Here is a 22,177-nt window from a genome sequence, read left to right on the forward strand (position 1 = left end):
TCAACCCTTCGGGTATTTCGCGTTGGCCTTCTGCACGAAGCTGTTGGTGTAGACGGCGTTCAGGTCGAGCTTGGCCTTGGCCAGTTCGGCGTCCACGCTGGCCAGGGCGCGAAAGGCGGTGTCCGCGCCCTTGGCCGGGAAGCTGCCGTCGGGCGAGAGCGCGCCCTTGGCGGCCATGAAGGCGTCGATGTAGACCGCGCGGTCGCCCAGCAGGTAACTCTCGGGCACGGCCTTGATGATGTCGCCCGGGCCGGCGGCCTGGATCCACTTGTCGGCGCGCACGATGGCGTTGGTGAGCGCCTGTGCGGTGTTGGGGTTCCTGTCCAGGAAGGGCTGGGGCGCGTAGAGGCAGGCCGCCGGCATGGGGCCGCCGAACACCTTGGCCGACTCGGCGACGATGCGCGTGTCGGAGATGATCCTGAGGTCGCCCGAGCGCTGCAGCAGGGTGATGACCGGGTCGAGGTTGCTGATGGCGTCGATCTGGCCCGCGCGCATCGCGGCCACCGCGCCGTTGCCCGCGCCCACGCCGACGATGCTCACGTCGCTGGGCTTGAGGCCGGCCTTGGCGAGCACGAAGTTGACCATCACGTTGGTCGAGCTGCCCGGCGCGGTCACGCCGATCTTCTTGCCCTTGAGGTCGGTGATGGCGTGGTAGCCGCCCATGGTCTTGGGGTTGACGCCGAGCACGATCTGCGGTGCCAGGCCTTGCAGCGCGAAGGCGCGCATGGGCTGACCCTTGAACTGCATGTTGACGGTGTGCTCGAAGGCGCCGGAGACCACGTCGGCGCTGCCACCCACCACCGCGGCCAGGGCGCGCGAGCCGCCCGCGAAGTCGACGATGGTCACGTCCAGCCCCTCGGCCTTGAAGTAGCCCAGCTGTTCGGCGATGGTCAGCGGCAGGTAGTACAGCAGGTTCTTGCCGCCCACGGCGATCGTGACCTTGGGTTTCTCCAGGCCCTGCGCGAATCCGAACGGGGGCAGGACCGCGGCGGCCAGGCCACCGGCCATCAGGTGTCGTCTTTGCATGGGTGTCTCCTTGGTTGCGAGCGCCGCCAGGGCTGGGCGAAATGCCCCTGGGGGTATGTTGGAAACACCATGGTAGCCCGGGGCCCGGCCCCGCGCATCCGGGAAATCACGGCAGGGGCAGGCCGTCCACGAACACCTTGAGCTCGTTGGGCTCGAAGGCGGTCCATTGTTCGTTGCTGGTCAGTGGCGTGGTCACGACCACGGCGGCGCGGTCGCCGGGGTGGTTGAGTTCGGCGAAGTTCACCGTCCAGTCCTGGTCCATCAGCGTGGCCTGGGCGAACGGGTGCTGGCGCACCAGCCAGTGCAGCTTGGTGCTGCAGTGGGCCCACAGGGCCTCGCCGTTGGAGAGCAGGAAGTTGAAGGTGCCGAACTGGCGCACCTGCGGCACCAGCTCGCGCAGCGTGAGGGTGAGTTCGCGCACGTCGGGCAGGCCGGCGTGCGACTTGGCGAGTTCCTGCATCAGCCAGCAGAAGGCGCGCTCGCTGTCGGTGGTGCCCACCGGGCGGAAGTGGCTGTGCAGCGTGGGCGCGTAGTCCTTCAGGTCGCCGTTGTGCGCGAACACCCACTGGCGGCCCCAGAGCTCGCGCACGAAGGGGTGGGCGTTTTCCAGCGCCACGGCGCCGATGGTGGCCTTGCGCACGTGGGCGATGATGTTGCGGCTCTTGAGCGGGTACTGCTGCAGGAAGGCGGCCATCGGCGAGTCGGACGCGCTCTGGTGGTCCACGAACAGCCGCAGACCCTTGCCTTCGAAGAAGGCGATGCCCCAGCCATCGGCGTGGTGGTCGGTTTTGCCGCCGCGCTGGCAGAAACCGGTGAAGCTGAAGGCCGCGTCGGTCGGCGTGGCGCAGTTGAGTCCGAGCAGTTGGCACATGGTGTTTATTGTGATGCCTGGGGCTTGGGCGCCGCCTTGAGTCTCAGCGCGGCGGTCAGTGCGAGCGCACAGATGGCCGCGAGCATCAGAAAAGTTTCCTCGAACGCCGCCACGCGCGCCGGGGTGGCCACGCCGCCGGTGGTGAGCTGCGCGCCGTGCGCGGCCAGGCGCCATTCGAGCACGATGCCGCACAGGCTCACGCCGGCCGCGCCGCCGAGCATGCGCAGGAAGTTGATGACGCTCGCGCCCTGTGCGATGTCCACGCGCTCCAGCCCGCGCATGGCGCCGATGTTGAGCGAGGGCAGGATGAAGCCCAGGCCGATGCGGCCCACGATGGCCCAGGTGACCAGCAGCGGGATGATCTGCGCCGGGCGGCTGGGGTCGATGGTGGCCATGAGGCCGAACGACGCGGAGAGCAGCACCAGGCCGATGCTCACCAGCCGGTGCGTGGGCTGCTCGTCGGCCAGGCGCCCCACCACCGCGATGGCCACCGCCAGCACCAGCCCGGCCGGCAGCAGGATGGTGCCGACGTGGGAGGCCGACAGGCCCAGGCCGCTCTGCATGTACACGGGCAGCAGGTAGGTGGAGCCGAACAGGGCGATGCCGTAGATGAAGGCCACGATGCTGCCCATCGCGAAGCGCCGGTCCTGGAACAGCGTGAGGTTCATGAGCGGGTCCGTGCCCTGGTCGGGCTGGCGCCGGCGCGCGCGCAGCGTGCGCCGCTCCAGCACCACGAAGGCCAGCAGCGCCAGCAGCGCGCCGCCCAGCAGCAGGGTGGCGGTGGTGGCGGTGCCACCGTGCAGTTCGACCAGGCCGTTGAGCAGGCACAGCGTGCCCACGGCGGCCAGCAGCAGGCCGCGCCAGTCCAGCCCGCCGCCCTGCGGGTTGGCCGCGGCGCCGCCCGGCGAGGTGGTGGGCACGAAGCGGTGCGCGAGCCAGAGCGAGGCCAGGCAGAACGGCACCACCATGAAGAAGATCGAGCGCCAGCCGAAGCCGTCCACCAGCAGGCCGCCGATGCTGGGCCCGAGCGCGGGCGCGAGCACCACGCCCATGCCGAAGATGCCGCTGGCCCGGCCCTGCTCGTGGGGCTGGAAGGCGCGCAGGATGATGATGGCCGGGATCGGCTGCACCACGCCCGCGGCCAGGCCCTCGGCCACGCGCGCGGCCAGCACCACCGGGTAGTCGTTGGCGAAGCCGCCGGCCATGCCGCCCGCCATCAGCAGGCACATGCAGCCCACGTAGGTGCGCCGGTAGCCGTAGCGCGCCAGCAGCCAGGGGGTGGTGAGCATGGAGACCGTCATGGCCGCCATGAAGCCCGAGGTGACCCACTGCGCGCGCTCCTGGCCGAGCGTGAAGTGGTGGCTCATGTCGGGGATGGCCACGTTGATGATGGTGGACGACATGATGGCCGCCATGGTGCCGACCATCACCGAAAGCAGCAGCAGCCAGCGGTAACGCTCGCCGTACCGTTCGCGCAAAGCGGGCAGGGAGTGGTCGGGCGGTGGGCTCATGGGGTGGGTGCCGTGGTGACGGTCAAGCTTAGCGCCTTTGCGGGCCGGACCGCGAACGGGCGCGTGTCATCGGGCACCGTAGGGGGGTCGGGTATATTGCCCCAGGTCTTTTTGTCTCTCTCCGCGCCCTTCTCCCTCCATGCCACCTGTCCCGAACGCTTCACTGATCATTCGCGGCCTGCTGCTGCTGATCGTGGCGGCCGGTGTCTACTTCTTCCGTGGTTTCCTGGTGCCGGTGCTGGCCGCGCTCATCATCGGGTTCGCCAGCTGGCCGCTGTACCGCCGTGGCGTGCGCGCCTGCGGCGGGCGCACCGCGCTGGCGGCCAGCCTGGCCCTGGTGGTCGTGGTCGTGGTGCTGGTGGTGCCGCTGAGCCTGGCCCTGCACTACGCGCTGAAGGAGGCGGGTGGGCTGGTGGCCTGGCTGCTGGACGTGAACCGCTACGGCGCCCCGCCGCCGCAGTGGATCGAAGCCCTGCCCTGGGTGGGCGAGACGCTGGCCACCTACTGGCGCGAGCACCTGGGCGAGCCGCACGCGCTGGGCGACTGGATCCAGCTGCTCAGCGGCCAGCACATCGGCAACATCTACCGCATGGTGCTCAGCGCCACGGGCGATGCCGTCAACCTCGCGCTGACGGTGCTGTTCATGCTGATCACGCTGTTCTTCGTCTACAAGGACGGCGCGCGCATCGCCGGCCAGCTCGACACCATCGGCGAGCGCATCCTGCCGCTGCAATGGCAGCGTTTCTCGCGCGTGGTGCCGGCCACCGTGAGCGCCACCGTGACCGGCCTGGGCCTGATCGCCATCGGCGAGGGCGTGGTGCTGGGCGTGGCGTACTGGGTGGCGGGCGTGCCCTCGCCGGTGCTGCTGGGCGTGGCCACCGGTTTCATGGCGCTGATCCCCGGCGGCGCGCCGCTGTCGTTCAGCCTGGTCTCGCTCTACCTCGTGGGCTCGGGCCACCTGTGGGCCGGCGTGGGCCTGTTCGCCTGGGGCTCGATCGAGCTCTTCATCGTGGACAAGACCCTGCGCCCGCGCCTGGTGGGCGGGCCGGTGAAGCTGCCCTTCCTGCCGACCTTCTTCGGCCTGGTGGGTGGCGTGAAGACCATGGGCCTCGTCGGCCTGTTCGTGGGCCCGGTGCTGATGGCGCTGCTGGTGGCGATCTGGCGCGAGTGGCTGCACAGCCTGAGCGCGGCGCCCGCGCCGCCGCTGGTGCCGCCGCCCGAGGCGGACCAACCGCCGCGCGAGCCCTAGCCGGCCGCTTCGCGCGCGGCGCGCAGGGCCTGGGCCACGCAGGCCGCGCAGATGCAGGCCTGGCCGCGCGCGACCTCGGGGATGCGCTTGAACAGATCGGGGCTGAAGGTCGCGCCCACGCACCAGCAGGGCGGCTGGGGTTCACCGGTCTCGCGCTGGATTTCCATCGCGCAGCGGTTGTCGGCGCCGCAGAGCGGGCAGCGGCCGGGGTCGATCGTGGGGGCGGACATGGCGCATAGGGTACTCGCCCCGCGCCGCCGCGTCAGCGCTGGGCCTGGCGCTGGCGCGCCGCGGTCTGCCGGCCGGCCCGCTTCTTCCACCAGATCCAGACGCCCGTGCCGCTGAGCCCCGCGCTGGCCAGGCCAAGCAGGAACACGGCGAGCTTGAAGGGCTGGCCCCACACGTCGGCCATGTGCAGCGCGAGCAGCCAGGTGGTGAAGGTGTCGCCGCCCGATTCGCCGGTGGGCACGTAGCTGCCCAACCGTGCGCCGGTGGCGGCGTCGAAGTCCAGCGAGGTGGTGCCGCGCCGGTCGCGGATGTCGCGGTCGCTGCGCACGCGGTAGTGGAAGCTGCCCCGGTGGGGGCTGTACGACAGGCGCTCTTCGTTGAGCACGTTGAAATCTTTTTCGCGCGCGAGCTCGGCCATGAGCGCGCGGCCCTGCGCCAGCCCGGCGTGCCAGCCCATGGCGGGTTCGTCGCGCGGCACGGGTTTCACGGCCGGCGCTTCGGTCCGCTCCTGCGTGCCCGCCAGGCTGTGCATGGTGGGGTAGTAGACCTCGCGCAGGTTGAAGGCCACGCTGGACCAGGCGAACACGAACATCCAGGCCCACAGCCAGAGGCCGCCGGCGCGGTGCAGGTCGAACCATCGCTTGTAGCGGCCCTGCGCCCAGCGCACCCGCCAGGCCGGTGCCCAGCGCGTCCACCAGCCGGTCGCCCGCGTGTCGGCGCGTGGGCCGCGCGAGCGCGGCAGGGTGAGCGCCGCGCCCACGAAACAGTCCAGCGTCCACAGCAGCGCGATCACGCCGAAGGCGTAGGTGCCCACCGTGCCCAGCGCCACCTGGTAGTGCAACCGGTAAATGAAGGGCATGAGGTTGCTCCAGCCCTGGCTGATGTGGCCCCAGCGCCGCCCGCCCAGCACCTCGCCGCTGTAGGGGTCGACGAAGACCTCGTCCTCCTCGATCGGCCGGTGGCGGCCGGTGGCCGGGTCTTCCGGCCCTTCGATGAAGAACACGGCCGGCGCGCCGGCGGGCTGCGTGAGCGGCACGAAGTTGACCTCGGCCTGCGGATGGCGCGCGAGCACCTGGTCGCGCAGCACCAGGGCCGGCAGCGGCTGCGCGCCGGCCGACGACGGCACCACGCGCAGCCAGCGCGGGTTGATCGCCGCGTCGAAGGCGTGGTACCAGGCCAGCGCGGCGCCGGTGAGGCCGGCCAGGATGAGGAAGGCCGCCATCACCAGCCCCACGTACCGGTGCAGCCACACCAGGCCGTTGCGCAGGCCGACCGGCATCAGAAGCGCAGGGTCGCGGTCAGGCGCAGTTCGCGGCCGGGTTCGCGCGAGCCCACGATGCCCTCATAGCCCGGGATGCGCTGGAAGTCCTCGTTGCTCGCGTGGTCCAGGTAGTCCTTGTCGAACAGGTTGCTGATCGCGAAGGTCAGCGTGAAGCTGTCGCGGCCGGTCGGGCGCCAGTTGGCGTAGAGGTCGTGCACCGCGTAGCCGGGCTTGCGCACGCGGCCCACCGGCGTGTCCAGCGAGCCGATGCCCTGCACGAAGCGGCCGGCCCAGCCCACGTCCACGCGCGAGGTCACGCGCCAGTCCACGCTGGTGGTGAGGGTGTTGCCCATGCTCGCGCCCAGGCCGTTGTGGTCGTACACGTTGAGCCGCTGGCCGTTGAGCGTGGCGCGGTTGTGGTGCAGGCCGGCGCCGAGCTGCACCTGCTTCCAGTCGTAGGTGGTGTGCAGCAGCGCGCCGCGCGAGCGCAGTTCGCCCACGTTGAAATAACGCGCGGGATTGCCGATGGGGTCGGCGATCACGTCGCGGATGGTGGTGTCGTAGACCTTGCCGTTGAAGCGCCAGGCGCTGCGCGTGTACTCGAAGCCGAGCTCCGAGGTGCGGGCGCGCTCGGGCCGCATGTTGGGGTCGTTGGTGATGGTGTCGAGCTTGAAGGCGTCGCGGATCTTGGGGCCGCGCAGCGCGCGCGAATGCCCGGCCAGCAGGGCCAGCTGCGGGGTCACGGCGTAGCGCACGCTGGCGTTGGGGCTCGTGCCGCTGTGGCTGAACGACAGGCCGTTGGTGTCCTTGAGCGTGTAGCGGTCGTGGCGCGCGCCGAGGTCGAGCGTGAGTTCGGGCGTGAGGGTGATGCGGTCCTGCACGTAGAAGCCGGTCACGCCGCCGCGCTCGCGCTCGGACGTGGGGTTGGTGGCCGGGCCGGCGCTGCTGCGGTCCTTGCGGTGGTCCACGCCGTAGGTGATCTCGTGCCGCTCCAGGTGCGAGGTGTTGCGCAGGTCGAAGCCGGTGGATTCGATGCTGCCCCGGTAGCGGCCCCAGCGGCCGATCACGTTCTGCTCGATGTCGGTGTCGGTCTGGTAGAGGTTGAAGGCGACGTCGAACAGCGGGTTGGACGCCGGGCGGTAGGTGTAGCCCAGGTTCCAGGTCTCGCGCTCGCTCTGCAGCGGGTAGGCGCGGTTGAAGCTGCTCGCGATCCACTGCGGGCGCTGGGTGCGCAGGCCTTCGTCCTCGTGCCGGTCGTAGCTCAGGCGCACGGTGTGGTCCTGGGCCAGCTTGCCCACGAGCTTGAAGAAGCCCAGCGCCTGCTGCGAACCGGTGTTGGCGACGCGCCGGCCCGCGCCGTCCTGGTAGTCCTTGAAGTCCTGGTCGGTGAGCGCGGCCATGGCCGACCAGTTCTCGGCGAGGCGGCCGTACACGCTGGTGTGCAGCTTGAGGCCTTCCGAGTTGCTGAAGTAGCTGCCCTTGAGCAGCGCGCCCACCGACTGGCCTTCGCGCAGCAGGTCCTCCGGGTCCTTGGTGACGAAGCGCACCACGCCGCCGAGCGCGCCCGGGCCGGCGGTGGCGTCGCCGGTGCCGGGGCGCACCTCGACGCGCTTGATCAGCTCGGGCTCGAGCTGCACGCGCCCGGTGTGGTGAAAGGCCTGGGCCACCTGGCCCGCGCCGTCGATGGTGACGTTGAGCAGCGTGTCCTCGACGCCGCGCAGGTAGATCTTCTGGGCAATGGCGTGGCCGCCGCCCACGGCCATCTCGGGCTGGCTGGCGAACACGTCCTCGAGGTCGTTCGCGGCGTGGCGCTCGAGCGTGCGCGCGGTCACGATGCCGGGTTCGACCGGGCCGGGCTCGCCGTCGAGCCGAAAGGTGCCGGGGCTGGTGCGCTCGGCCACCACGCGCACCTCGCGCAGCGCGCGGTCGGCCGCGGGCGCGGCCGAGGCCGGGCGCAGCACCACGCTGCCGCCTTCCAGGTGGGCGTCCAGCCCGCTGCCGGCGAGCACGCGCTCCAGCGCCTCGCGCAGGCTCATGGTGCCGCTGAGCGCCGCGGCCGACTTGCCGGCGACCAGTTCGGCGTTGACCGAGATCGCCACGCCGGCCTGGCGCGCCAGGGCATTGAGGGCCTGGCCGAGCGGCTGCGCGCCGAGGTTGAAGGCGTGCGGCGCCGCGAGGGCGGCCGACGAGGCGCCCTGGGCCAGGGCGGCGGAGGCCCCCAGGGTGGCGAGGGCGGCGGCGCAGGCCAGCACGGTGGCGCGCCAGCGGCGCGGGGCGGAGGGCAGGGAACGGGGCATGGAAAAAGGTCCTTTCAGCAGGGTGGTCTGCTGTGAAGACGCGGCCCGCGCCCGGAACCGGACAATTTTTTTCAGCGCCGCGCGGCGGCGATGCGCACGCCGCCGTCGGCCAGGCGCTCGGTGCGCACCGGCAGGCTGGCGGGCAGGCTGTCGACGAACACGCCCGGCGAGCGCAGCGGGAAGCTGCCGGTCAGGCGCAGCCGCGCCAGCGCCGGGTCGTCGTCGAGCCGCAGCGGCGCGCCGAGGTAGTGATTCCAGCGCGCGACGGCCTGGGGCAGCGGGGTGTTGTCGAACACCAGCCAGCCCTGGCGCCAGGCGGCGATCTCCGCCGTGGCCACCGGGTGCACCGGGCCCAGGGCCTGCGCCTCGGTGAGCACCGCCTGGCCGGCGCCGAGCACGGTGTCCACCGGCCGGGCCAGCGCGGCGCCCACGCCGCCTTCGGGCAGGGGACCGGCCCACACCGCCACGCGGCCTTGAGAGACGGCCACGCGCATGCGCGACTGCCGCGCCTCGACGGTGAACACCGTGCCCAGCACGCGGACCTGGCCCCAGCGCGTCATGACGAGGAAGGGGCGGTCCGCGTCGGCCGCCACGCTGAACTGCACCTCGCCCTCGTCCAGCCAGGCCTCGCGGCGGTCGCGGTACAGCGCGATGCGCACGCGCGTGTGGGCGTCCAGCGCCAGGCCGCTGCCGTCGGGTAGGGTGGTGGTCTTGATCTGGCCGCGCGGCGTCTGCAGCGCCACCTCGTGCAGCGCCTGCCGCCAGTGCCAGCGCGCCAGTGTGCCCGCGCCCAGGAAGAGGGCGCCCAGGCCCAGCACCGAGAGGGCCTTGCGCCGGCCGCCGCGCAGGCGCTCCTGGTGCGAGGCCGGCAGAGGCAGCTCGCCGCGCAGGGCGTCGGCGCTGGTGGCGTCCCAGCCGGCGCGCGCGGCGCCGTAGGCCGATTCGTGCGCCGGGTGGGCGCTGCGCCAGCGCGCCAGGGCCTCGCGCGCGGTCTCGGCGGTGCGCGCGTCGCCGCCGTGCACGCGGGCGATCAGCAGCAGGGCGTGTTCGAGTTGCGCGCGCGGCGAGGTCGCGGGCGCGTGAGGAGGGGTGCGGGTGGCGGGCATCGGCTCAGGCGGCGTGTGCCGTGGCCAGGTCCATCAGGTCGCAGACCGCGCGCACCACGTGCTTTTCGATCGCCTCGACGCTCACGCCCTGGTGCTCGGCCGCCTCGGCGTGCGTGTGGCCATAGACGCGCACCAGGATGAAGGCCTCGCGGCGGCGGCGCGGCAGCGTGGCCAGCCGCACGGCCAGCCGCGAGAGCTGCTGGCGCGCGCTGGCGATGCGGTCGGCCGAGGGCGCTTCGTCGCGGTGGATCAGGCCCAGCGTCTCCAGCATGCCGGCCTCCACCCGGCGGCGGCGCGCGTCGTCGATGACGATGTTCTTGCCCGTGCGGTACAGCAGGGCGCGCATGTCGCGCACCAGCGCCTGGCCGTCCATGCCCAGCACGCGGGCGTAGCTCTCCTGCACCACGTCGGCCGCCGCTTCCCGGTTCTGGAGCGCGCGCGAGAAGTAGTTGAGCAGCTCGGCGTAGTAGTGCGTGGCCACGGAAGGGAAGATGTGTAAATGAGAGTTATTCGCAATTATGCACGGTGTGCCACCGTGCGCAGGCGACAGCCCGTCGGCGCGCGCGTGGCTACCATGGGCCGCATGAGCGCCGACCCCACCCCTTCCGAAGGCCGCATCCGCACCGAGGTGCAAGGCCCCGTGCTGCTGATCGCGATCGACCGCGCGGCCAAGCGCAACGGCTTCACGCCGGCCATGCTGCAGGCCCTCGCCGAGGCCTACACCCGGCTCGACGACGACCCCGCGCTGCGCGTGGGCGTGCTGCACGCCGAGGGCGACCACTTCACCGCCGGGCTGGACCTGCCCAGCTTCGCGCCACTGATGCAGCGCGGCGAACGCGCCATCGCCGAGGGCTTGGTGGACCCGCTCAACCTGGGCCGCCCTGGCCTGCGTCGCCGCACCAAGCCGATGGTGGTCGCGGTCAAGGGCATCACCTACACGCTGGGCATCGAGCTTATGCTGGCGGCCGACATCGTGGTCGCGGCCGACGACTGCCGCTTCTCGCAGCTGGAGGTGCAGCGCGGCATCATGGCCACGGGCGGCGCCACGCTGCGCATGGCCGAGCGCGCGGGCCTGGGCAACGCCTTGCTGCACCTGCTGACCGCCGACGTGTTCGACAGCGCCGAGGCGCTGCGGCTGCACTTCGTGCAGCGCGTGGTGCCCGCCGGCAGCGAGCTCGACGAGGCCCTGCGCATCGCGCAGGCGATCGCCCAGCAGGCGCCGCTGGCGGTGGTGGCCACGCGGCTCAACGCGCTCAAGGCGGTGGAGGAAGGGCCGACGGCGGCGGCCGACGAATTCGAGGCCACGCAGCGGCGCCTGGCGAACAGCGAGGACGCGCGCGAAGGCGTGTTGTCCTTCCAGGCCAAGCGCGCCGCGCGCTTCACCGGGCGCTGAGCGGCGCCGTCCCGGCCAGGGCCGGCTCGCGCCGGCGCCCGAGGCGGCCCAGCGGTTGTTCCACCGCGTGGTGGAACAGGGCCCCCGCCACGTTGCACGCGAGCCAGGCCAGCAGCACACCGAGCGTCTGCACCTCGGCGTCGGCGCTGCCGTAGCGCGTGAACAGCGCGTTGACCACCAGCGCGATGGGGAAGTTGAGCAAGAACACCGCGTAGGAGATGCGGCTCAGGTAGGCCACCACGCGGTTGCGCGGCCAGGTGAACAGCCAGCCCTGGCGCTGCGAGCAGGCCAGCGCCAGACACACCGCGAGCGCCAGCGCGATGCGCTCGCGGAAGTCGATCGCCAGCGCCAGCAGCGTCATCGCCACCAGGGCGCCGAGCAGCCAGCGGCCGCTGCGCCAGGCCTCGTCGCTGTGGGTGGCCCACCAGGTCAGCGCGCCCAGGCCGTAGGCGCCGAAGAAGTACAGCGCCCAGCTGTCCCAGTCGCTCTCGCGGTTGAAGTGCAGCAGCGAGGCTGCCACCACCACCACCACCAGCGCCTGCGCCCAGGCGCCGGCCGCGTGCTGGCGGCGCGCCAGCCAGAGCAGGCCCAGCAGCAGGGCGTAGAGCTGGAAGTCGATCGCCACGTACCAGACGCCGGCCGAGAGCGAGTCCACGTCCAGCAGGGTGTGCAGCAGCAGCGCGTGCGAAATGAACTGCCACAGCCCGGGCGGCGCGGAAAGCGAGTCGTGCGCCATCCACAGGCGGGCCAGTTCGGTGCACAGCATGGCGACCAGCAGCGAGGCGATGTAGGGCAGGGCGGTGCGCACGTAGCGCTGGCCGACCTGGCCCAGCGGCGAGGCGGCGCGCAGCACGCCGTCGGGCGCGAGGCTGCGCGCCGCGAGGAAACCCGCGACCACCAGGAAGACCTGCACCGCCATGCGCGCGTCCTGGCTGAACCAGGTCACGAGTTCGGGCGCGAGCCGGTGCGTCCAGTCCGACATGGGGCCGTAGAAGGCGAGGTGGTGCAGCACGATCAGCTGCGAGCCCACGGCCTTGAGCAGGTCGATGAACATCAGGCGCTCACCCGCGCCGAGGCTTGCAGCGGCCCTCACAGCGCCGCCACGCCGCCGTCGCTGCGCGGGTCGGCCGCGCCCTCGATCACCCCGTCGGGGTGGCGCACCAGCGCGCCCGCGTGGCCCATGGTGTCACTGAAGGCCTCGGGCAGTTCCTCGATCACGTGGCCGGCGTCGCGCAGGGCCTGCACCAGGGCCGGGTTGAAGCGGCTCTCCAGCTTGAGCGTGGTGCTCTTGTCGCCCCAGGTGCGTCCCAGCAGCCAGCGCGGCGCGCTCACGGCCTGCTGCAGCGGCTGGCCAAAACGCGCGTAGCGCGTGAACACCGCGGCCTGCGTCTGCGGCTGGCCTTCGCCGCCCATGGTGCCGTAGGGCATCACGCGGCCGTCGTCGAACAGCGCCAGCGAGGGGTTGAGCGTGTGAAAGGGCTGGCGGCCCGGCTCGAGGTGGTTGAGCGCCTGCGGGTCGAGCGAGAAGCTGGTGCCGCGGTTCTGCCAGCAGATGCCGGTGTCCTGCAGCACGGTGCCCGAACCGAATTCCCAGTACACGCTCTGGATGAAGCTGACCGAGCGGCCCTGGGCGTCGATCGCGCCCATCCAGATGGTGTCGCCCGGCGCGGCCGGGTCGGGCCAGGGCAGGGCCTGGCGCGGGTCGATCTGCGCGGCCAGGGTGTCCAGCGAGGCGGCCTCCAGCAGGCTTTGCGGGTCGGCCGGCAGGCGCCCCGGGTCGGTCACCACGCGGTCGCGCACGCGGAAGGCGCGCTTGGTGGCCTCCACCAGGCCGTGCAGGTGCTCGAAGCCCTCGCCTTCGCTCACGCCCAGGCGGTCGAACAGGCCGAGGATCATCAGCGCCGACAGGCCCTGCGTGGGCGGCGGCAGGTTGTAGACCGTGCTGTCCTTCAGGCGCACCGCGAGCGGTTGGACCCGCTTCGCGCGGTAGGCCGCGAGGTCTGTGGTGCGCAGCGGGCTGCCCAGGCGCTCCAGCTCGGCACCGATGCGCCGGCCCAGCTCGCCGCGGTAGAAGTCGTCCAGGCCGCGTTCGGCCAGCGTGGCCAGGGTCTGGCCCAGCGCGGGTTGCCGAAGCAGGTGGCCGGGCTCGGGCGGCTGGCCGTCCACGAGGTAGGTGGCGGCGAAGCCCGGCGCGTCCTTCAGGCCGTCGAGCTTCTGCCGGGTCAGGGCGGACTGGCTGGTGCTCACCACCACGCCGTCGCGCGCGTGGCGGATCGCGTCGGCCAGCAGGCGCGCCAGCGGCAGGGCCTGGCCCCAGGGCGCGGCCAGGTTCAGCGCTTCGGCCCAGCCGCCGAGGGTGCCGGCCACGGTGAGCGCGGCGGTGGGGCCGCGCGCGGGGATCTCCTGCGCACCGGCATAGAAGTCGCGCGTGGCCAGCGCGGCGGCCGGTCCGCTGGCGTCGATCGCCACCACCGGCTGCCCGGGTTCGTGGATCAGCCAGAAACCGTCGCCACCGATGGCGTTCATGTGGGGGTAGACCACGGCGATGGCCGCGGCGGCGGCCACCATGGCCTCGACCGCGTTGCCACCGTCGCGCAGCACATCGCGCCCGGCCTGTGCCGCCAGGTGATGGGGTGCGACCACCATGCCGCCCAGGGCCTTGTGGGTATGGATCATCGGAAACGGTCTCCTGCGCGTCGGGAAATGAACATGGGGCAAACCCGTTATTGTCGCGGCGCCGCGAAGGGCCAAATCCGGGCCGTTGACGCGCCAGCGACGCCGGGGCATAGACTGGGCCGCATGAGTTCCCCGTCCTGGCCTGTGCTGCCCACCCTCATCGCCGTTCTGCTGGTGGTGCTGCTCGCGACCTCGGGCTGCGCGGTCTGGCGCATGGGCCAGGCCCGGGAGCTGGCCCAGCGCAGCGAGCCGCTGCAGCAGGCCCCCGCGGACGCCACGCTTCGCCTGCTCATCGTGGGCGACAGCACCGGCGTGGGCACCGGTGCCAGCGACCCGCGGCACAGCCTGGCCGGCCTGCTGGCGCAGGCCTACCCGAGGCTGCACATCGACAACCGCGCCAGCGATGGCGCGACCTTCGCCCAGGTGATCGGCCAACTCGAGGCCGCCACCGCGCGCCACGACCTGGTGCTGGTGCAGGCCGGCGGCAACGACGTGATCCGGCTGCGCGCGCTCGACGGCGTGCGCGCCGACATCGAGCGCGTGGCCGTGCTCGCCCACGCGCGCGGCACTCGCGTGCTGCTCATGCCGGCGGGCAACGTGGGCAACGCGCCCTTTTTCTTCGCACCGGTGTCCTGGCTCATGAGCTCGCGCGCCCGTTCGATGCATGGCTTCGTGCGCGAGGCCGCGGCGCGGCACGGGGCGGTGTACGTGAACCTGTTCAAGGAGAAGGCGGACGACCCGTTCGCCCAGCGGCCTGAGCTCAACGCGGCCGATGGCCTGCACCCCAGCGACGCGGGCTACCGCGTGTGGTTCGACGAACTCATGGCGCAAGGCCGGCTCGAGCCCGTGCTGGCGCCCGCGAAGGCGCGCTAGCGCTGCGGGGTCTTCAATCGGCTGGCGCGAACTGCGCCAGCAGGGCCTCGCCCCAGGCCCAGGGGCCGGTGACCGTCAGCGTCACCGTGGTCCATTCGCCGTCCGCCCGCACCTGCTCGTCGGCGTCCCACGCGCCGCCCTCGTCGAGCGGGCCGCGCGGGCCCGGCGCGTGGGCCTCGGCCCAGTCCAGCACGGCGCGCACCTCGGTCATCACGTCGGGCAGCTGCGCGGCGCGCACGCTGGCCATGGCGTCCCAGGTGCCGGTGCCTTCGCCGTCGTCGCTGGCGTCAAAAAGCAGGTAGTTCATCAGGGGCATGGCGGCGAGCTTAGCCGGTCCGCCGAACGCTGTTCAGGGTAAACCCGTATTTGGTTGATATTGCAACTGGTTGGCAATGCAACCATAATTCGGACCATCAACACCGATGCCATTTCCCCCGAGTGGCGCAACAACCAGGAGACACCCATGTCCATCTCACGACGCGTTCTCTGCGGCACGGCCCTGGCGGCCGCCGTCCTGTCCACCGCGCCCGTCCACGCGCAGGACCCGGCGATCAAGGTGGGCGTCATCGGCCCGTTCTCCGGCCCGTTCGCGCACTACGGCACCTTGTTCAAGGCCGGCGCGGAGGCCTATGTGGCCAGCCAGGGCGGCAAACTCGCGGGCAAGTCGGTGGAGTTCGTCTACCGCGACACCGGCGGCCCGAACCCCGCGCAGACGCGGGTGCTGGCGCAGGAGCTGATCGTCAAGGACAAGGTGGACTACCTGGGCGGTTTTGTCTTCACGCCCAACGCGCTGGCGGTCGCGCCGCTGATCCAGCAGTCGCAGACGCCCACGGTCATCTTCAACGCGGCCACCTCGTCGATCACCGAGAAGTCCGAGTACTTCATCCGCAGCAGCTACACGCTGTGGCAGGTGACGGTGCCGCTGGCCCAGTGGGCCGCCAAGCAGGGCATCAAGAAGGTGGTGACGGCGGTGACGGACTACGGCCCGGGCCTGGACGGTGAAGCGGCGTTCAAGAGCGAATTCGTCAAGCAGGGCGGGACGGTGGTCGAGACCATCCGCATGCCCATCGCCACCACGGACTTCGGCCCGTTCGCGCAGCGCATCCGCGCCAGCGGCGCGCAGGCGGTCTACACCTTCCTGCCGGGCGGCCCGCCGAACCTGGGTTTCGTGAAGGCCTACAACGAGAACGGCCTGGCCAAGGCCGGCATCCAGTTCCTGGGCACCTCGGAAACGGACGAGTTCGACCTGCAGAAGTTCGGTGACTCGGCGCTCGGCCTCACGACCGCGTTCCACTATTCCGGCGCGCACGACTCGCCGGCGAACAAGGCCTTCGTCGCCGCGCTGAAGAAGCAGAACCCGGCGGCGGTGGCCAACTACGCCTCGGTCGGCGCGTGGGACGGCATGCACGTCATCCACAAGATGATCGAGGCCACCGGCGGCCAGAAGAACGGCGCCAAGGCCCTGGCCGCGGCGCGCGAGCTGCAGTGGGAGAGCCCGCGCGGCCCGGTGCGCATCGACGCCAAGACGCGCCACATCACCCAGAACGTCTACCTGCGCAAGGTGGAGAAAGAGGGCGGCGTGCTGGTCAACAAGGAAGTGCAGAGCTTCGGACCGCAGACCGATCACGGCCTGAACCCCTGATGCGGCGGCTGATGGACGAAGCGACGTGATCACGTTCTCCAACATCCTGATCGACGGCCTGGCCTACGGCATGGTGCTGTTCGTCATCGCCGTGGGCCTGTCGGTCACGCTGGGGCTCATGCGCTTCGTGAACCTCAGCCATGGCGCCTTCGCCATGGTGGGCGGCTACTGCGTGGCCCTGCTGACGCGCGAGCTCCAGTGGAGCTTCTGGATCGCCGTGCCGCTGGCGGTGCTGGCCACCGGCCTGCTGGGCGCGCTGCTGGAAGCGTTGGTCCTGCGGCACCTGTACCAGCGCAAGGAGCTGGACCAGGTGCTCTTCACGATCGGCCTGACCTTCGTGCTGATCGCCTCGACCAATGCCCTGGTCGGCCCGCAGGTGCAGATGGTCCAGCTGCCGCCCTCGCTGTCGGGCTCGGTGGACCTGGGTTTCCGCACCCTGCCGGCCCAGCGCCTGCTCGTGATCGGCGTGGGCTTGGCCGTGGCCGTGCTGGCCGCGCTCACGGTGACGCGCACGCGCTTCGGCATCTGGCTGCGCGCGGCGGTGGACCACGCGGGCACGGCCTCGACGCTGGGCATTCCGATCCGCCGCGTGCAGTGCCTGACCTTCGCCGCCGGTGCGGCGATGGCCGGCCTGGGCGGTGTGCTGGGCGCGGAGGTGATGCCGCTGGAGCCTTACTACGCGCTGAAGTACCTGGTGCTGGTGCTGGTCGTCGTGGCCGTGGGCGGCATGGGCAGCATCGCGGGCTCGCTGTGCGCGGCCATCGTGCTCGGCCTGATCGAGACCGCGAGCAAGTACCTGGCCTCGGACTGGGGCAGCCTTTTCTTCTTCGCCGCCATGGCCCTCTTCCTGGCCTGGCGTCCCAACGGACTGTTGAAACGATGAACGCCCTGTCCTTGTTCAAGACGCGGGCGCTCGCGGGCCCGCAAGACGGCGATGCCGCTTCGCCGCGCTGCGCGCCGGCCTGGCGCGCGCCGCTGGTGATGCTGGCGCTGGGCCTGGCGGCCTGCCTGCTGCTGCCCGACCAACTCGGGCTGCTGACGCGCATCTTCATCATGGGTCTCTTCGTGCTGTCGCTGGACCTGGTGGTGGGCATCGCCGGCCTTGCCACCCTGGGACACGCCGCGATGTTCGGCGTGGGTGCCTACGCGGCGGGTGTGTTCGCCTTGCGCGTGATGCCCGACCCGCTGGTGGGCCTGGCCGTCGGCGTGCTGGCGGGCGCCGTGCTCGCGGCGGCGACCGGGGCCTTTCTGCTGCGTTACCAGGGCTTCACCTTCCTCATGCTCACCGTGGCGGTGGCGCAGATGGTGCTGTCGCTGGCGCACAAGGCACGCGACTGGACGGGCGGCGACGACGGCCTCTCGGGCTACGTGATGGGCCCGCTGCTGGGGCAGTTCCAATTCGACCTCGAAGGCCGGCTGGCCGCGTTCTACGCGCTGGCGGTGCTGGTGGTCTGCTTCTATGCCGCGCGCCGCCTGGTGGACTCGCCGTTCGGCATGGCCGTGCGCGGTATCCACGAAAACCGCGCCCGCATGGCCGCCCTGGGCACGCCGGTCTACCGCCGCCTCTGGGGCATGTACGCCGCCGCGGGCGCGCTGGCCGGCGCGGCCGGGGCGCTCTCCGCGCAGACCACCGCCGTGGTGGGCCTGGACAGCCTGTCGTTCTCCCTCTCCGCCGAGGCCCTGGTCATGCTGATCCTGGGTGGCGCCGGGCGCCTGAGCGGTGCCCTGGTGGGCGCGGCGGTGTTCCTGGTGCTGCACCACACCGCGGCCTCCATCAACCCCTACCACTGGCTGTTCGTGGTGGGCGGCCTGCTGATGCTGGTGGTGCTGGTGTCGCCCGCGAAGGCCGTGGCCTGGCTTCGCACGCGCTGGGGAGGTCGCGCATGAGCCCCCTGCTCGAACTGCGCCACCTGGACAAGCGCTTCGGCGGCATCCACGTGACACGCGACGTCTCCTTCCAGCTCGCGCCGGGCGACCGCCTGGCCCTGATCGGCCCCAACGGCGCGGGCAAGACCACGCTGGTGAACCAGATCAGCGGGGTGTTCCCCGCCGACAGCGGCGAGATCTGGCTGCGCGGCGAGAACGTCTCTCGCCTGAGCCAGGCCCAGCGCGTGCGCGCCGGCCTGGCCCGCACCTTCCAGATCACCACGCTGGCGCCGCACTTCCCGGTGCAGCGCCAGATCGAACTCGCCCTGTTCGAGCGCGAAGGGCTCGGCGGGTGCTTCTGGCGCGGCATCGACAGTTTCCCCGCGCTCCAGGCCGAGGCCCGGGCGCTGCTGGCCCGCTTCGGCCTGCAAGGGCAGGCCGCCACGCCGACGCAGGACCTGGCCTATGGCGAACAACGCCTGATCGAGATGGCGCTGGCCATGGCGCTGCGGCCCCAGGTGCTGCTGCTGGACGAGCCCATGGCCGGCGTGCCCAAGGGCGATGGCGAGCGCCTGCTCGCCGCGCTCGATGCCCTGCCGCGGGACCTCGCGGTGCTGATCATCGAACACGACATGGACCTGGTGTTCCGCTTCGCCAGCCGCATCCTGGTGCTCGCCGAGGGCGCGGTGCTGGCCGACGGCACGCCGGACGAGATCCGCCGCGACCCCCTGGTCCGCGCGGCCTACCTGGGCCATGGAGAGGCGACACGGCATGCTTGAAGTCAAAGACGCCACGGCCGGTTACGGCCCCACGACGGTGCTCAACGGCCTGTCGTTCGAGGTCGCCGCCGGCGAGCGCCTGGCCATGATCGGGCGCAACGGCGTGGGCAAGACCACGGCGCTGCGCGCCGTCATGGGCCTGGTGCCGCTGCGCGCCGGCACCATCACCTTCCAGGGCGAGGACGTCACGCGGCTGTCCGCGCACCAGCGCGCGCAGCGCGGCCTGGGCTATGTGCCCCAGACCCGCGACGTGTTTCCCTCGCTGAGCGTCGAGGAGAACCTGCTCGCCGGCCTCAAGCACCGCCCGCGCGCCGCGCTCAGCGAGGCCTACGAGCTGTTCCCGCGCCTGGCCGAGCGCCGCCGCAACGGGGGCGCCCAGCTCTCGGGGGGCGAGCAGCAGATGCTTTCGGTGGCGCGCGCCCTGCTGGGCCAGCCCCGGCTGATCCTGCTGGACGAGCCCCTCGAAGGCCTGGCGCCGCTGATCCGCCTGGACCTGTTGCGCGCCTTCGGCGAGATGAGCCGGCAGACCGGCATCGCGGTCGTCATCGTGGAACAGCAGGTCGACGAGGCCCTGGCCTACGCGGGCCGGGCGGTGGTGCTGGACCACGGTGTGGTGGTGCACGGCGCACCCGCCGACGAGCTGGCGCGCGACACCGCGGCGCTGGAGCGCTGGGTCGGGATGGCGGTGCACTGACATGCGTGTCCAGAATAGAGGCATGAAAACCTCCAAATCCCTCCCCGCCGTCAGCGATCCGCTCAAGCAGATCGACCTCGACCACTACGTCCCGGCCTACCTGACCTGGACCGCCAACAAGCTCTCGCGCGGTGCGTCCCAGCACTACCTGAAGATCTTCGGGGTGGGCATCGAGACCTGGCGCTGCCTGGTGCTGCTGGCCATCGAAGGTTCGATCTCCGCGCAGCAGGTCTCGCGCGTCATCGGCATGGACAAGGCCTCGGTCAGCCGCTGCTTCAAGTCCATGCAGGAAAGTGGCTTCATCCGCATCGCGCTGGACCCGCGCGACGGCCGGGCCCGCATCGCGGTGCTGACCACCAAGGGCCGCGCCATGCACGATCAGATCCGCGAAGTGGCGCTCGAACGCGAGCGCGCTTTCCTCGAGGTGTTGTCCGCCGACGAAGCCGAGACCCTGTTGGTGCTGCTGCGCCGCCTGCACGAAAACCTGCCGGCCGTGGAAACCGCGACCCAGCGCTTCGTGGAGCAGAAGTACGCCAAAACCCGCAAACCGCCGCGAAAGCCGGCACCCCCCGAAAGCGACTGAGACATGGTGGAACTTGACGTCAGGGTGCGCGCGCGCCAACCGGAGGCCGACGGCATCTGCAGCTTCGACCTGGAGCCCATCGGGGCGAACGAGCTGCCGGCCTTCCGCCCCGGGGCCCACATCGACGTCCAGGTCGCGCCCGGCCTGATCCGCCAGTACTCGCTCTGCGGCCACCCGCAGGAGCGGCGCAGCTGGCGCATCGGCGTGCTGCGCGAACCGCAGTCGCGCGGCGGCTCGGCCGGGTTGCACGACCGGGTGCAGGTGGGCGCGGTGCTCAAGGTGAGCGCGCCGCGCAACCTGTTCGAGCTGGTCGAGGCCCCGCACAGCGTGCTGGTGGCCGGCGGCATCGGCGTCACGCCCATCCTGTCGATGGCGCAGCACCTGCAGGACACCGGCCGCTCTTTCGAGATGCACTACTGCGCGCGCTCGCCCGGGCGCATGGCGTTTCGCGGGCAGATCGAGGCCGGGCCGCTGGCCGGGCACACGCGGCTCTATTTCAGCGACGCGCCGTCGCCCCAGGCCTTCGACGCCCCGGCCCTGCTGCGGGCCGCGCCCGAGGGCGCGCACCTCTACGTGTGCGGCCCCGCCGGCTTCATGGACTTCGTGCTCTCGGCCGCGCGCGCGGCCGGCTGGGCCGAGGCGCGCCTGCACCGCGAGCACTTCGCGGGCACCGTGGCCGACAGCACCGCTGACCAGGCCTTCCAGATCCGCCTGCAGCGCAGCGGCGCCACGCTCGACGTGCCGGTGGGCGTGAGCGCGCTCCAGGTGCTGCTGGACCACGGCGTGGACGTGAACTACGCGTGCGAGGCCGGTGTCTGCGGCAGCTGCCTCACCCGCGTGCTCGAGGGCACGCCCGACCACCGCGACAGCTGCCTGATGGACGCGGAGCGCGCCGCCAACGACCAGTTCACGCCCTGCTGTTCCCGCTCGAAATCCCCCACGCTGGTCCTCGACCTGTGAGACCGACCGCCTGACCGTCACCCAAGGAGACCCCCATGAACGCCGATTGCATCGCCATCCAACCGATCCCGCCCGCCGCCGCCAGCCGCGGTCGCTTTCCGCTGAACCAGTGGTACATGGCCGGCTTCTCCAGCGACCTGACCGACAAGCCCGTGGGCCGCACCTTCCTGAACCAGAAGGTCGTGCTGTTCCGCACCGGCGAAGGCCAGGTCGCCGCGCTGGAAGACCGCTGCTGCCACCGCTCGCTGCCGCTGTCGTGCGGCTCGGTCGAGGCCTCGGGCGTGCGCTGCGGGTACCACGGCATGCTCTATGCGCCCACGGGCGTGTGCATCGAGATCCCGGGGCAGGACCGCATTCCGGGCAAGGCCCGGGTCAAGGCCTACCACGTCGCCGAGAAGAACCACATCCTCTGGATCTGGATGCCCAAGGAAGAGGGTGGCGCACCCACCGTCGAGGCGCCCGACTACCCCTGGCACGACGACCCGCGCTACAAGTTCGGCTCCGGCCAGTACCACTACAACGCGCCCTGGCAGCTGATCCACGACAACCTGCTGGACCTGAGCCACCTCGGCTACGTGCACCTCAAGACCATCGGCGGCAACGCCCGGCTGCACATGAGCGCCAAGATGAACGTCACGCAGGACGGTGACAAGGTCAAGGTGGTGCGCCTCATGCCCGGCTCCACGCCGCCGCCGACCTACAAGGCCGCCTGGCCTTTCGGCGAGACCTGCGACCGCTGGCAGGAAATCGAGTTCGAGCTCTCGCACCTCAGGATCTGGACCGGCGCCGTCGAGCCCGGCACCGACGCCATCGACGACCCCGAGCGCGGCGGCTTCCACATGCGCGGCCTGCACGGCATCACGCCCGAGACCGAGGAGAGCTGCCACTACTTCTGGAGCATGTCCAGCACCCGGCACCCCGACATGCCGGAGAACATCGAGGCCGTCATCGAGCAGACCGCCTTCACCTTCGACGAAGACCGCGTGGTGATCGAAGAGCAGTACCGCAACATCCAGCGCTTCGGTGGCAAGCCCAGCTGGATCGACATCCACGTCGACGTGGGGGGCAACCGCGCGCGCCGCATCGTCGAGCGCCTGACCGCGGCATCGGCCGATCCGCAGCCGGCCTGAGCGCCCCAGAAAAAAGCCCGCCGGGTGGCGGG

Annotated in this window: 22 protein-coding genes; 11 read left to right on the plus strand and 11 right to left on the minus strand. The window is 71.5% G+C overall.

Going from position 1 to position 22,177, the window contains the following annotated elements; translation table 11 throughout:
* The 3 genes from AC3WPZ_RS06825 to AC3WPZ_RS06835 form a co-directional block, all read right to left on the minus strand.
* Positions 1 to 1,026 (minus strand): ABC transporter substrate-binding protein, encoded by a 1,026-nt coding sequence (locus AC3WPZ_RS06825; RefSeq protein ID WP_492438750.1) that lies wholly within the window; start codon positions 1,024 to 1,026, stop codon positions 1 to 3.
* A gap of 106 nt (positions 1,027 to 1,132) precedes the next feature.
* Positions 1,133 to 1,897, minus strand: coding sequence for a class II glutamine amidotransferase (locus tag AC3WPZ_RS06830; protein ID WP_291117293.1), 765 nt, complete (start codon positions 1,895 to 1,897; stop codon positions 1,133 to 1,135).
* A 5-nt stretch (positions 1,898 to 1,902) separates the two neighbouring features.
* Positions 1,903 to 3,408, minus strand: a complete 1,506-nt coding sequence (locus AC3WPZ_RS06835; protein ID WP_492438753.1) for a DHA2 family efflux MFS transporter permease subunit — start codon at positions 3,406 to 3,408, stop codon at positions 1,903 to 1,905.
* A 139-nt stretch (positions 3,409 to 3,547) separates the two neighbouring features.
* Here AC3WPZ_RS06835 and AC3WPZ_RS06840 point away from each other — a divergent pair, with 139 nt between their 5' ends.
* A complete protein-coding gene (locus tag AC3WPZ_RS06840; RefSeq protein WP_382162887.1) occupies positions 3,548 to 4,657 on the plus strand; it encodes an AI-2E family transporter in 1,110 nt (369 codons plus the stop codon).
* Here the strand turns inward: AC3WPZ_RS06840 and AC3WPZ_RS06845 are convergent.
* The 5 genes from AC3WPZ_RS06845 to AC3WPZ_RS06865 form a co-directional block, all read right to left on the minus strand.
* A complete protein-coding gene (locus AC3WPZ_RS06845; protein ID WP_492438755.1) occupies positions 4,654 to 4,887 on the minus strand; it encodes a cysteine-rich CWC family protein in 234 nt (77 codons plus the stop codon). The two genes, AC3WPZ_RS06840 and AC3WPZ_RS06845, sit on opposite strands and share 4 nt — an antisense overlap.
* A gap of 32 nt (positions 4,888 to 4,919) precedes the next feature.
* Positions 4,920 to 6,164 (minus strand): PepSY-associated TM helix domain-containing protein, encoded by a 1,245-nt coding sequence (locus AC3WPZ_RS06850; RefSeq protein ID WP_492438757.1) that lies wholly within the window; start codon positions 6,162 to 6,164, stop codon positions 4,920 to 4,922.
* Positions 6,164 to 8,443 carry a TonB-dependent receptor gene (locus tag AC3WPZ_RS06855; RefSeq protein ID WP_382327637.1) on the minus strand — a complete coding sequence of 760 codons (2,280 nt, stop codon included), beginning with the start codon at positions 8,441 to 8,443 and terminating at the stop codon, positions 6,164 to 6,166. Before AC3WPZ_RS06855 ends, AC3WPZ_RS06850 begins: the two co-directional genes overlap by 1 nt.
* Before the next feature lie 71 nt (positions 8,444 to 8,514).
* Entirely contained in the window at positions 8,515 to 9,549 is a 1,035-nt protein-coding gene (locus AC3WPZ_RS06860; protein WP_492438760.1) for a FecR family protein, read from the minus strand.
* Between the two features lie 4 nt (positions 9,550 to 9,553).
* Positions 9,554 to 10,030, minus strand: coding sequence for a sigma-70 family RNA polymerase sigma factor (locus AC3WPZ_RS06865; RefSeq protein WP_492435328.1), 477 nt, complete (start codon positions 10,028 to 10,030; stop codon positions 9,554 to 9,556).
* A gap of 102 nt (positions 10,031 to 10,132) precedes the next feature.
* Here AC3WPZ_RS06865 and AC3WPZ_RS06870 point away from each other — a divergent pair, with 102 nt between their 5' ends.
* Complete coding sequence (locus AC3WPZ_RS06870; protein WP_444688012.1) at positions 10,133 to 10,942, plus strand: crotonase/enoyl-CoA hydratase family protein; 810 nt, start codon at positions 10,133 to 10,135, stop codon at positions 10,940 to 10,942.
* On the opposite strand, the gene AC3WPZ_RS06875 is transcribed toward AC3WPZ_RS06870, so the two are convergent.
* Positions 10,929 to 11,996, minus strand: coding sequence for an acyltransferase family protein (locus AC3WPZ_RS06875; protein WP_444688013.1), 1,068 nt, complete (start codon positions 11,994 to 11,996; stop codon positions 10,929 to 10,931). The two genes, AC3WPZ_RS06870 and AC3WPZ_RS06875, sit on opposite strands and share 14 nt — an antisense overlap.
* Before the next feature lie 35 nt (positions 11,997 to 12,031).
* A complete protein-coding gene (locus tag AC3WPZ_RS06880; RefSeq protein WP_492438762.1) occupies positions 12,032 to 13,618 on the minus strand; it encodes a gamma-glutamyltransferase family protein in 1,587 nt (528 codons plus the stop codon).
* A 123-nt stretch (positions 13,619 to 13,741) separates the two neighbouring features.
* Here AC3WPZ_RS06880 and AC3WPZ_RS06885 point away from each other — a divergent pair, with 123 nt between their 5' ends.
* Positions 13,742 to 14,491 (plus strand): SGNH/GDSL hydrolase family protein, encoded by a 750-nt coding sequence (locus tag AC3WPZ_RS06885; protein ID WP_382322890.1) that lies wholly within the window; start codon positions 13,742 to 13,744, stop codon positions 14,489 to 14,491.
* 13 nt (positions 14,492 to 14,504) lie between these two features.
* Here the strand turns inward: AC3WPZ_RS06885 and AC3WPZ_RS06890 are convergent, their stop codons facing one another.
* Complete coding sequence (locus AC3WPZ_RS06890; protein WP_492438764.1) at positions 14,505 to 14,807, minus strand: hypothetical protein; 303 nt, start codon at positions 14,805 to 14,807, stop codon at positions 14,505 to 14,507.
* Positions 14,808 to 14,954: 147 nt separating this feature from the next.
* On the opposite strand from AC3WPZ_RS06890, the gene AC3WPZ_RS06895 reads away from it, so the two are divergent.
* Genes AC3WPZ_RS06895 through AC3WPZ_RS06930 form a run of 8 tightly spaced genes read left to right on the plus strand, consistent with a single transcriptional unit; the run spans position 14,955 to position 22,145 of the window.
* Complete coding sequence (locus AC3WPZ_RS06895) at positions 14,955 to 16,133, plus strand: ABC transporter substrate-binding protein (protein ID WP_492438766.1); 1,179 nt, start codon at positions 14,955 to 14,957, stop codon at positions 16,131 to 16,133.
* 25 nt (positions 16,134 to 16,158) lie between these two features.
* Positions 16,159 to 17,016 (plus strand): branched-chain amino acid ABC transporter permease, encoded by an 858-nt coding sequence (locus tag AC3WPZ_RS06900; RefSeq protein ID WP_382162870.1) that lies wholly within the window; start codon positions 16,159 to 16,161, stop codon positions 17,014 to 17,016.
* Positions 17,013 to 18,020 carry a branched-chain amino acid ABC transporter permease gene (locus AC3WPZ_RS06905; protein WP_492438769.1) on the plus strand — a complete coding sequence of 336 codons (1,008 nt, stop codon included), beginning with the start codon at positions 17,013 to 17,015 and terminating at the stop codon, positions 18,018 to 18,020. The genes AC3WPZ_RS06900 and AC3WPZ_RS06905 overlap by 4 nt, the downstream gene beginning before the upstream one ends.
* The gene (locus tag AC3WPZ_RS06910; RefSeq protein ID WP_492438771.1) at positions 18,017 to 18,778 is read left to right on the plus strand and encodes an ABC transporter ATP-binding protein; all 762 of its coding nucleotides are present in this window, start codon (positions 18,017 to 18,019) and stop codon (positions 18,776 to 18,778) included. Before AC3WPZ_RS06905 ends, AC3WPZ_RS06910 begins: the two co-directional genes overlap by 4 nt.
* Positions 18,771 to 19,472 carry an ABC transporter ATP-binding protein gene (locus AC3WPZ_RS06915; protein WP_382162861.1) on the plus strand — a complete coding sequence of 234 codons (702 nt, stop codon included), beginning with the start codon at positions 18,771 to 18,773 and terminating at the stop codon, positions 19,470 to 19,472. The genes AC3WPZ_RS06910 and AC3WPZ_RS06915 overlap by 8 nt, the downstream gene beginning before the upstream one ends.
* 22 nt (positions 19,473 to 19,494) lie before the next feature.
* A complete protein-coding gene (locus AC3WPZ_RS06920) occupies positions 19,495 to 20,055 on the plus strand; it encodes a MarR family winged helix-turn-helix transcriptional regulator (protein ID WP_444688015.1) in 561 nt (186 codons plus the stop codon).
* Between the two features lie 3 nt (positions 20,056 to 20,058).
* The gene (locus tag AC3WPZ_RS06925) at positions 20,059 to 21,015 is read left to right on the plus strand and encodes a PDR/VanB family oxidoreductase (protein WP_444688016.1); all 957 of its coding nucleotides are present in this window, start codon (positions 20,059 to 20,061) and stop codon (positions 21,013 to 21,015) included.
* A 35-nt stretch (positions 21,016 to 21,050) separates the two neighbouring features.
* The gene (locus tag AC3WPZ_RS06930; RefSeq protein WP_492438774.1) at positions 21,051 to 22,145 is read left to right on the plus strand and encodes a Rieske 2Fe-2S domain-containing protein; all 1,095 of its coding nucleotides are present in this window, start codon (positions 21,051 to 21,053) and stop codon (positions 22,143 to 22,145) included.
* The last annotated feature ends 32 nt before the right edge of the window (positions 22,146 to 22,177 follow it).

It is taken from the genome of Hydrogenophaga sp. FW305-3-2-15-A-LB1, assembly GCF_058787875.1.

What these genes read in the sequence shown, in the direction of transcription:
- AC3WPZ_RS06885 (WP_382322890.1), top strand. Translation starts at nt 13,742, where the DNA reads ATGAGTTCCCCGTCCTGGCCTGTGCTGCCCACCCTCATCGCCGTTCTG.
- AC3WPZ_RS06860 (WP_492438760.1), bottom strand. Translation starts at nt 9,549, where the DNA reads ATGCCCGCCACCCGCACCCCTCCTCACGCGCCCGCGACCTCGCCGCGC.
- AC3WPZ_RS06895 (WP_492438766.1), top strand. Translation starts at nt 14,955, where the DNA reads ATGTCCATCTCACGACGCGTTCTCTGCGGCACGGCCCTGGCGGCCGCC.
- AC3WPZ_RS06830 (WP_291117293.1), bottom strand. Translation starts at nt 1,897, where the DNA reads ATGTGCCAACTGCTCGGACTCAACTGCGCCACGCCGACCGACGCGGCC.
- AC3WPZ_RS06835 (WP_492438753.1), bottom strand. Translation starts at nt 3,408, where the DNA reads ATGAGCCCACCGCCCGACCACTCCCTGCCCGCTTTGCGCGAACGGTAC.
- AC3WPZ_RS06880 (WP_492438762.1), bottom strand. Translation starts at nt 13,618, where the DNA reads ATGATCCATACCCACAAGGCCCTGGGCGGCATGGTGGTCGCACCCCAT.
- AC3WPZ_RS06850 (WP_492438757.1), bottom strand. Translation starts at nt 6,164, where the DNA reads ATGCCGGTCGGCCTGCGCAACGGCCTGGTGTGGCTGCACCGGTACGTG.
- AC3WPZ_RS06840 (WP_382162887.1), top strand. Translation starts at nt 3,548, where the DNA reads ATGCCACCTGTCCCGAACGCTTCACTGATCATTCGCGGCCTGCTGCTG.
- AC3WPZ_RS06925 (WP_444688016.1), top strand. Translation starts at nt 20,059, where the DNA reads ATGGTGGAACTTGACGTCAGGGTGCGCGCGCGCCAACCGGAGGCCGAC.
- AC3WPZ_RS06845 (WP_492438755.1), bottom strand. Translation starts at nt 4,887, where the DNA reads ATGTCCGCCCCCACGATCGACCCCGGCCGCTGCCCGCTCTGCGGCGCC.
- AC3WPZ_RS06870 (WP_444688012.1), top strand. Translation starts at nt 10,133, where the DNA reads ATGAGCGCCGACCCCACCCCTTCCGAAGGCCGCATCCGCACCGAGGTG.
- AC3WPZ_RS06910 (WP_492438771.1), top strand. Translation starts at nt 18,017, where the DNA reads ATGAGCCCCCTGCTCGAACTGCGCCACCTGGACAAGCGCTTCGGCGGC.
- AC3WPZ_RS06825 (WP_492438750.1), bottom strand. Translation starts at nt 1,026, where the DNA reads ATGCAAAGACGACACCTGATGGCCGGTGGCCTGGCCGCCGCGGTCCTG.
- AC3WPZ_RS06890 (WP_492438764.1), bottom strand. Translation starts at nt 14,807, where the DNA reads ATGCCCCTGATGAACTACCTGCTTTTTGACGCCAGCGACGACGGCGAA.
- AC3WPZ_RS06905 (WP_492438769.1), top strand. Translation starts at nt 17,013, where the DNA reads ATGAACGCCCTGTCCTTGTTCAAGACGCGGGCGCTCGCGGGCCCGCAA.
- AC3WPZ_RS06855 (WP_382327637.1), bottom strand. Translation starts at nt 8,443, where the DNA reads ATGCCCCGTTCCCTGCCCTCCGCCCCGCGCCGCTGGCGCGCCACCGTG.
- AC3WPZ_RS06930 (WP_492438774.1), top strand. Translation starts at nt 21,051, where the DNA reads ATGAACGCCGATTGCATCGCCATCCAACCGATCCCGCCCGCCGCCGCC.
- AC3WPZ_RS06915 (WP_382162861.1), top strand. Translation starts at nt 18,771, where the DNA reads ATGCTTGAAGTCAAAGACGCCACGGCCGGTTACGGCCCCACGACGGTG.
- AC3WPZ_RS06875 (WP_444688013.1), bottom strand. Translation starts at nt 11,996, where the DNA reads ATGTTCATCGACCTGCTCAAGGCCGTGGGCTCGCAGCTGATCGTGCTG.
- AC3WPZ_RS06920 (WP_444688015.1), top strand. Translation starts at nt 19,495, where the DNA reads ATGAAAACCTCCAAATCCCTCCCCGCCGTCAGCGATCCGCTCAAGCAG.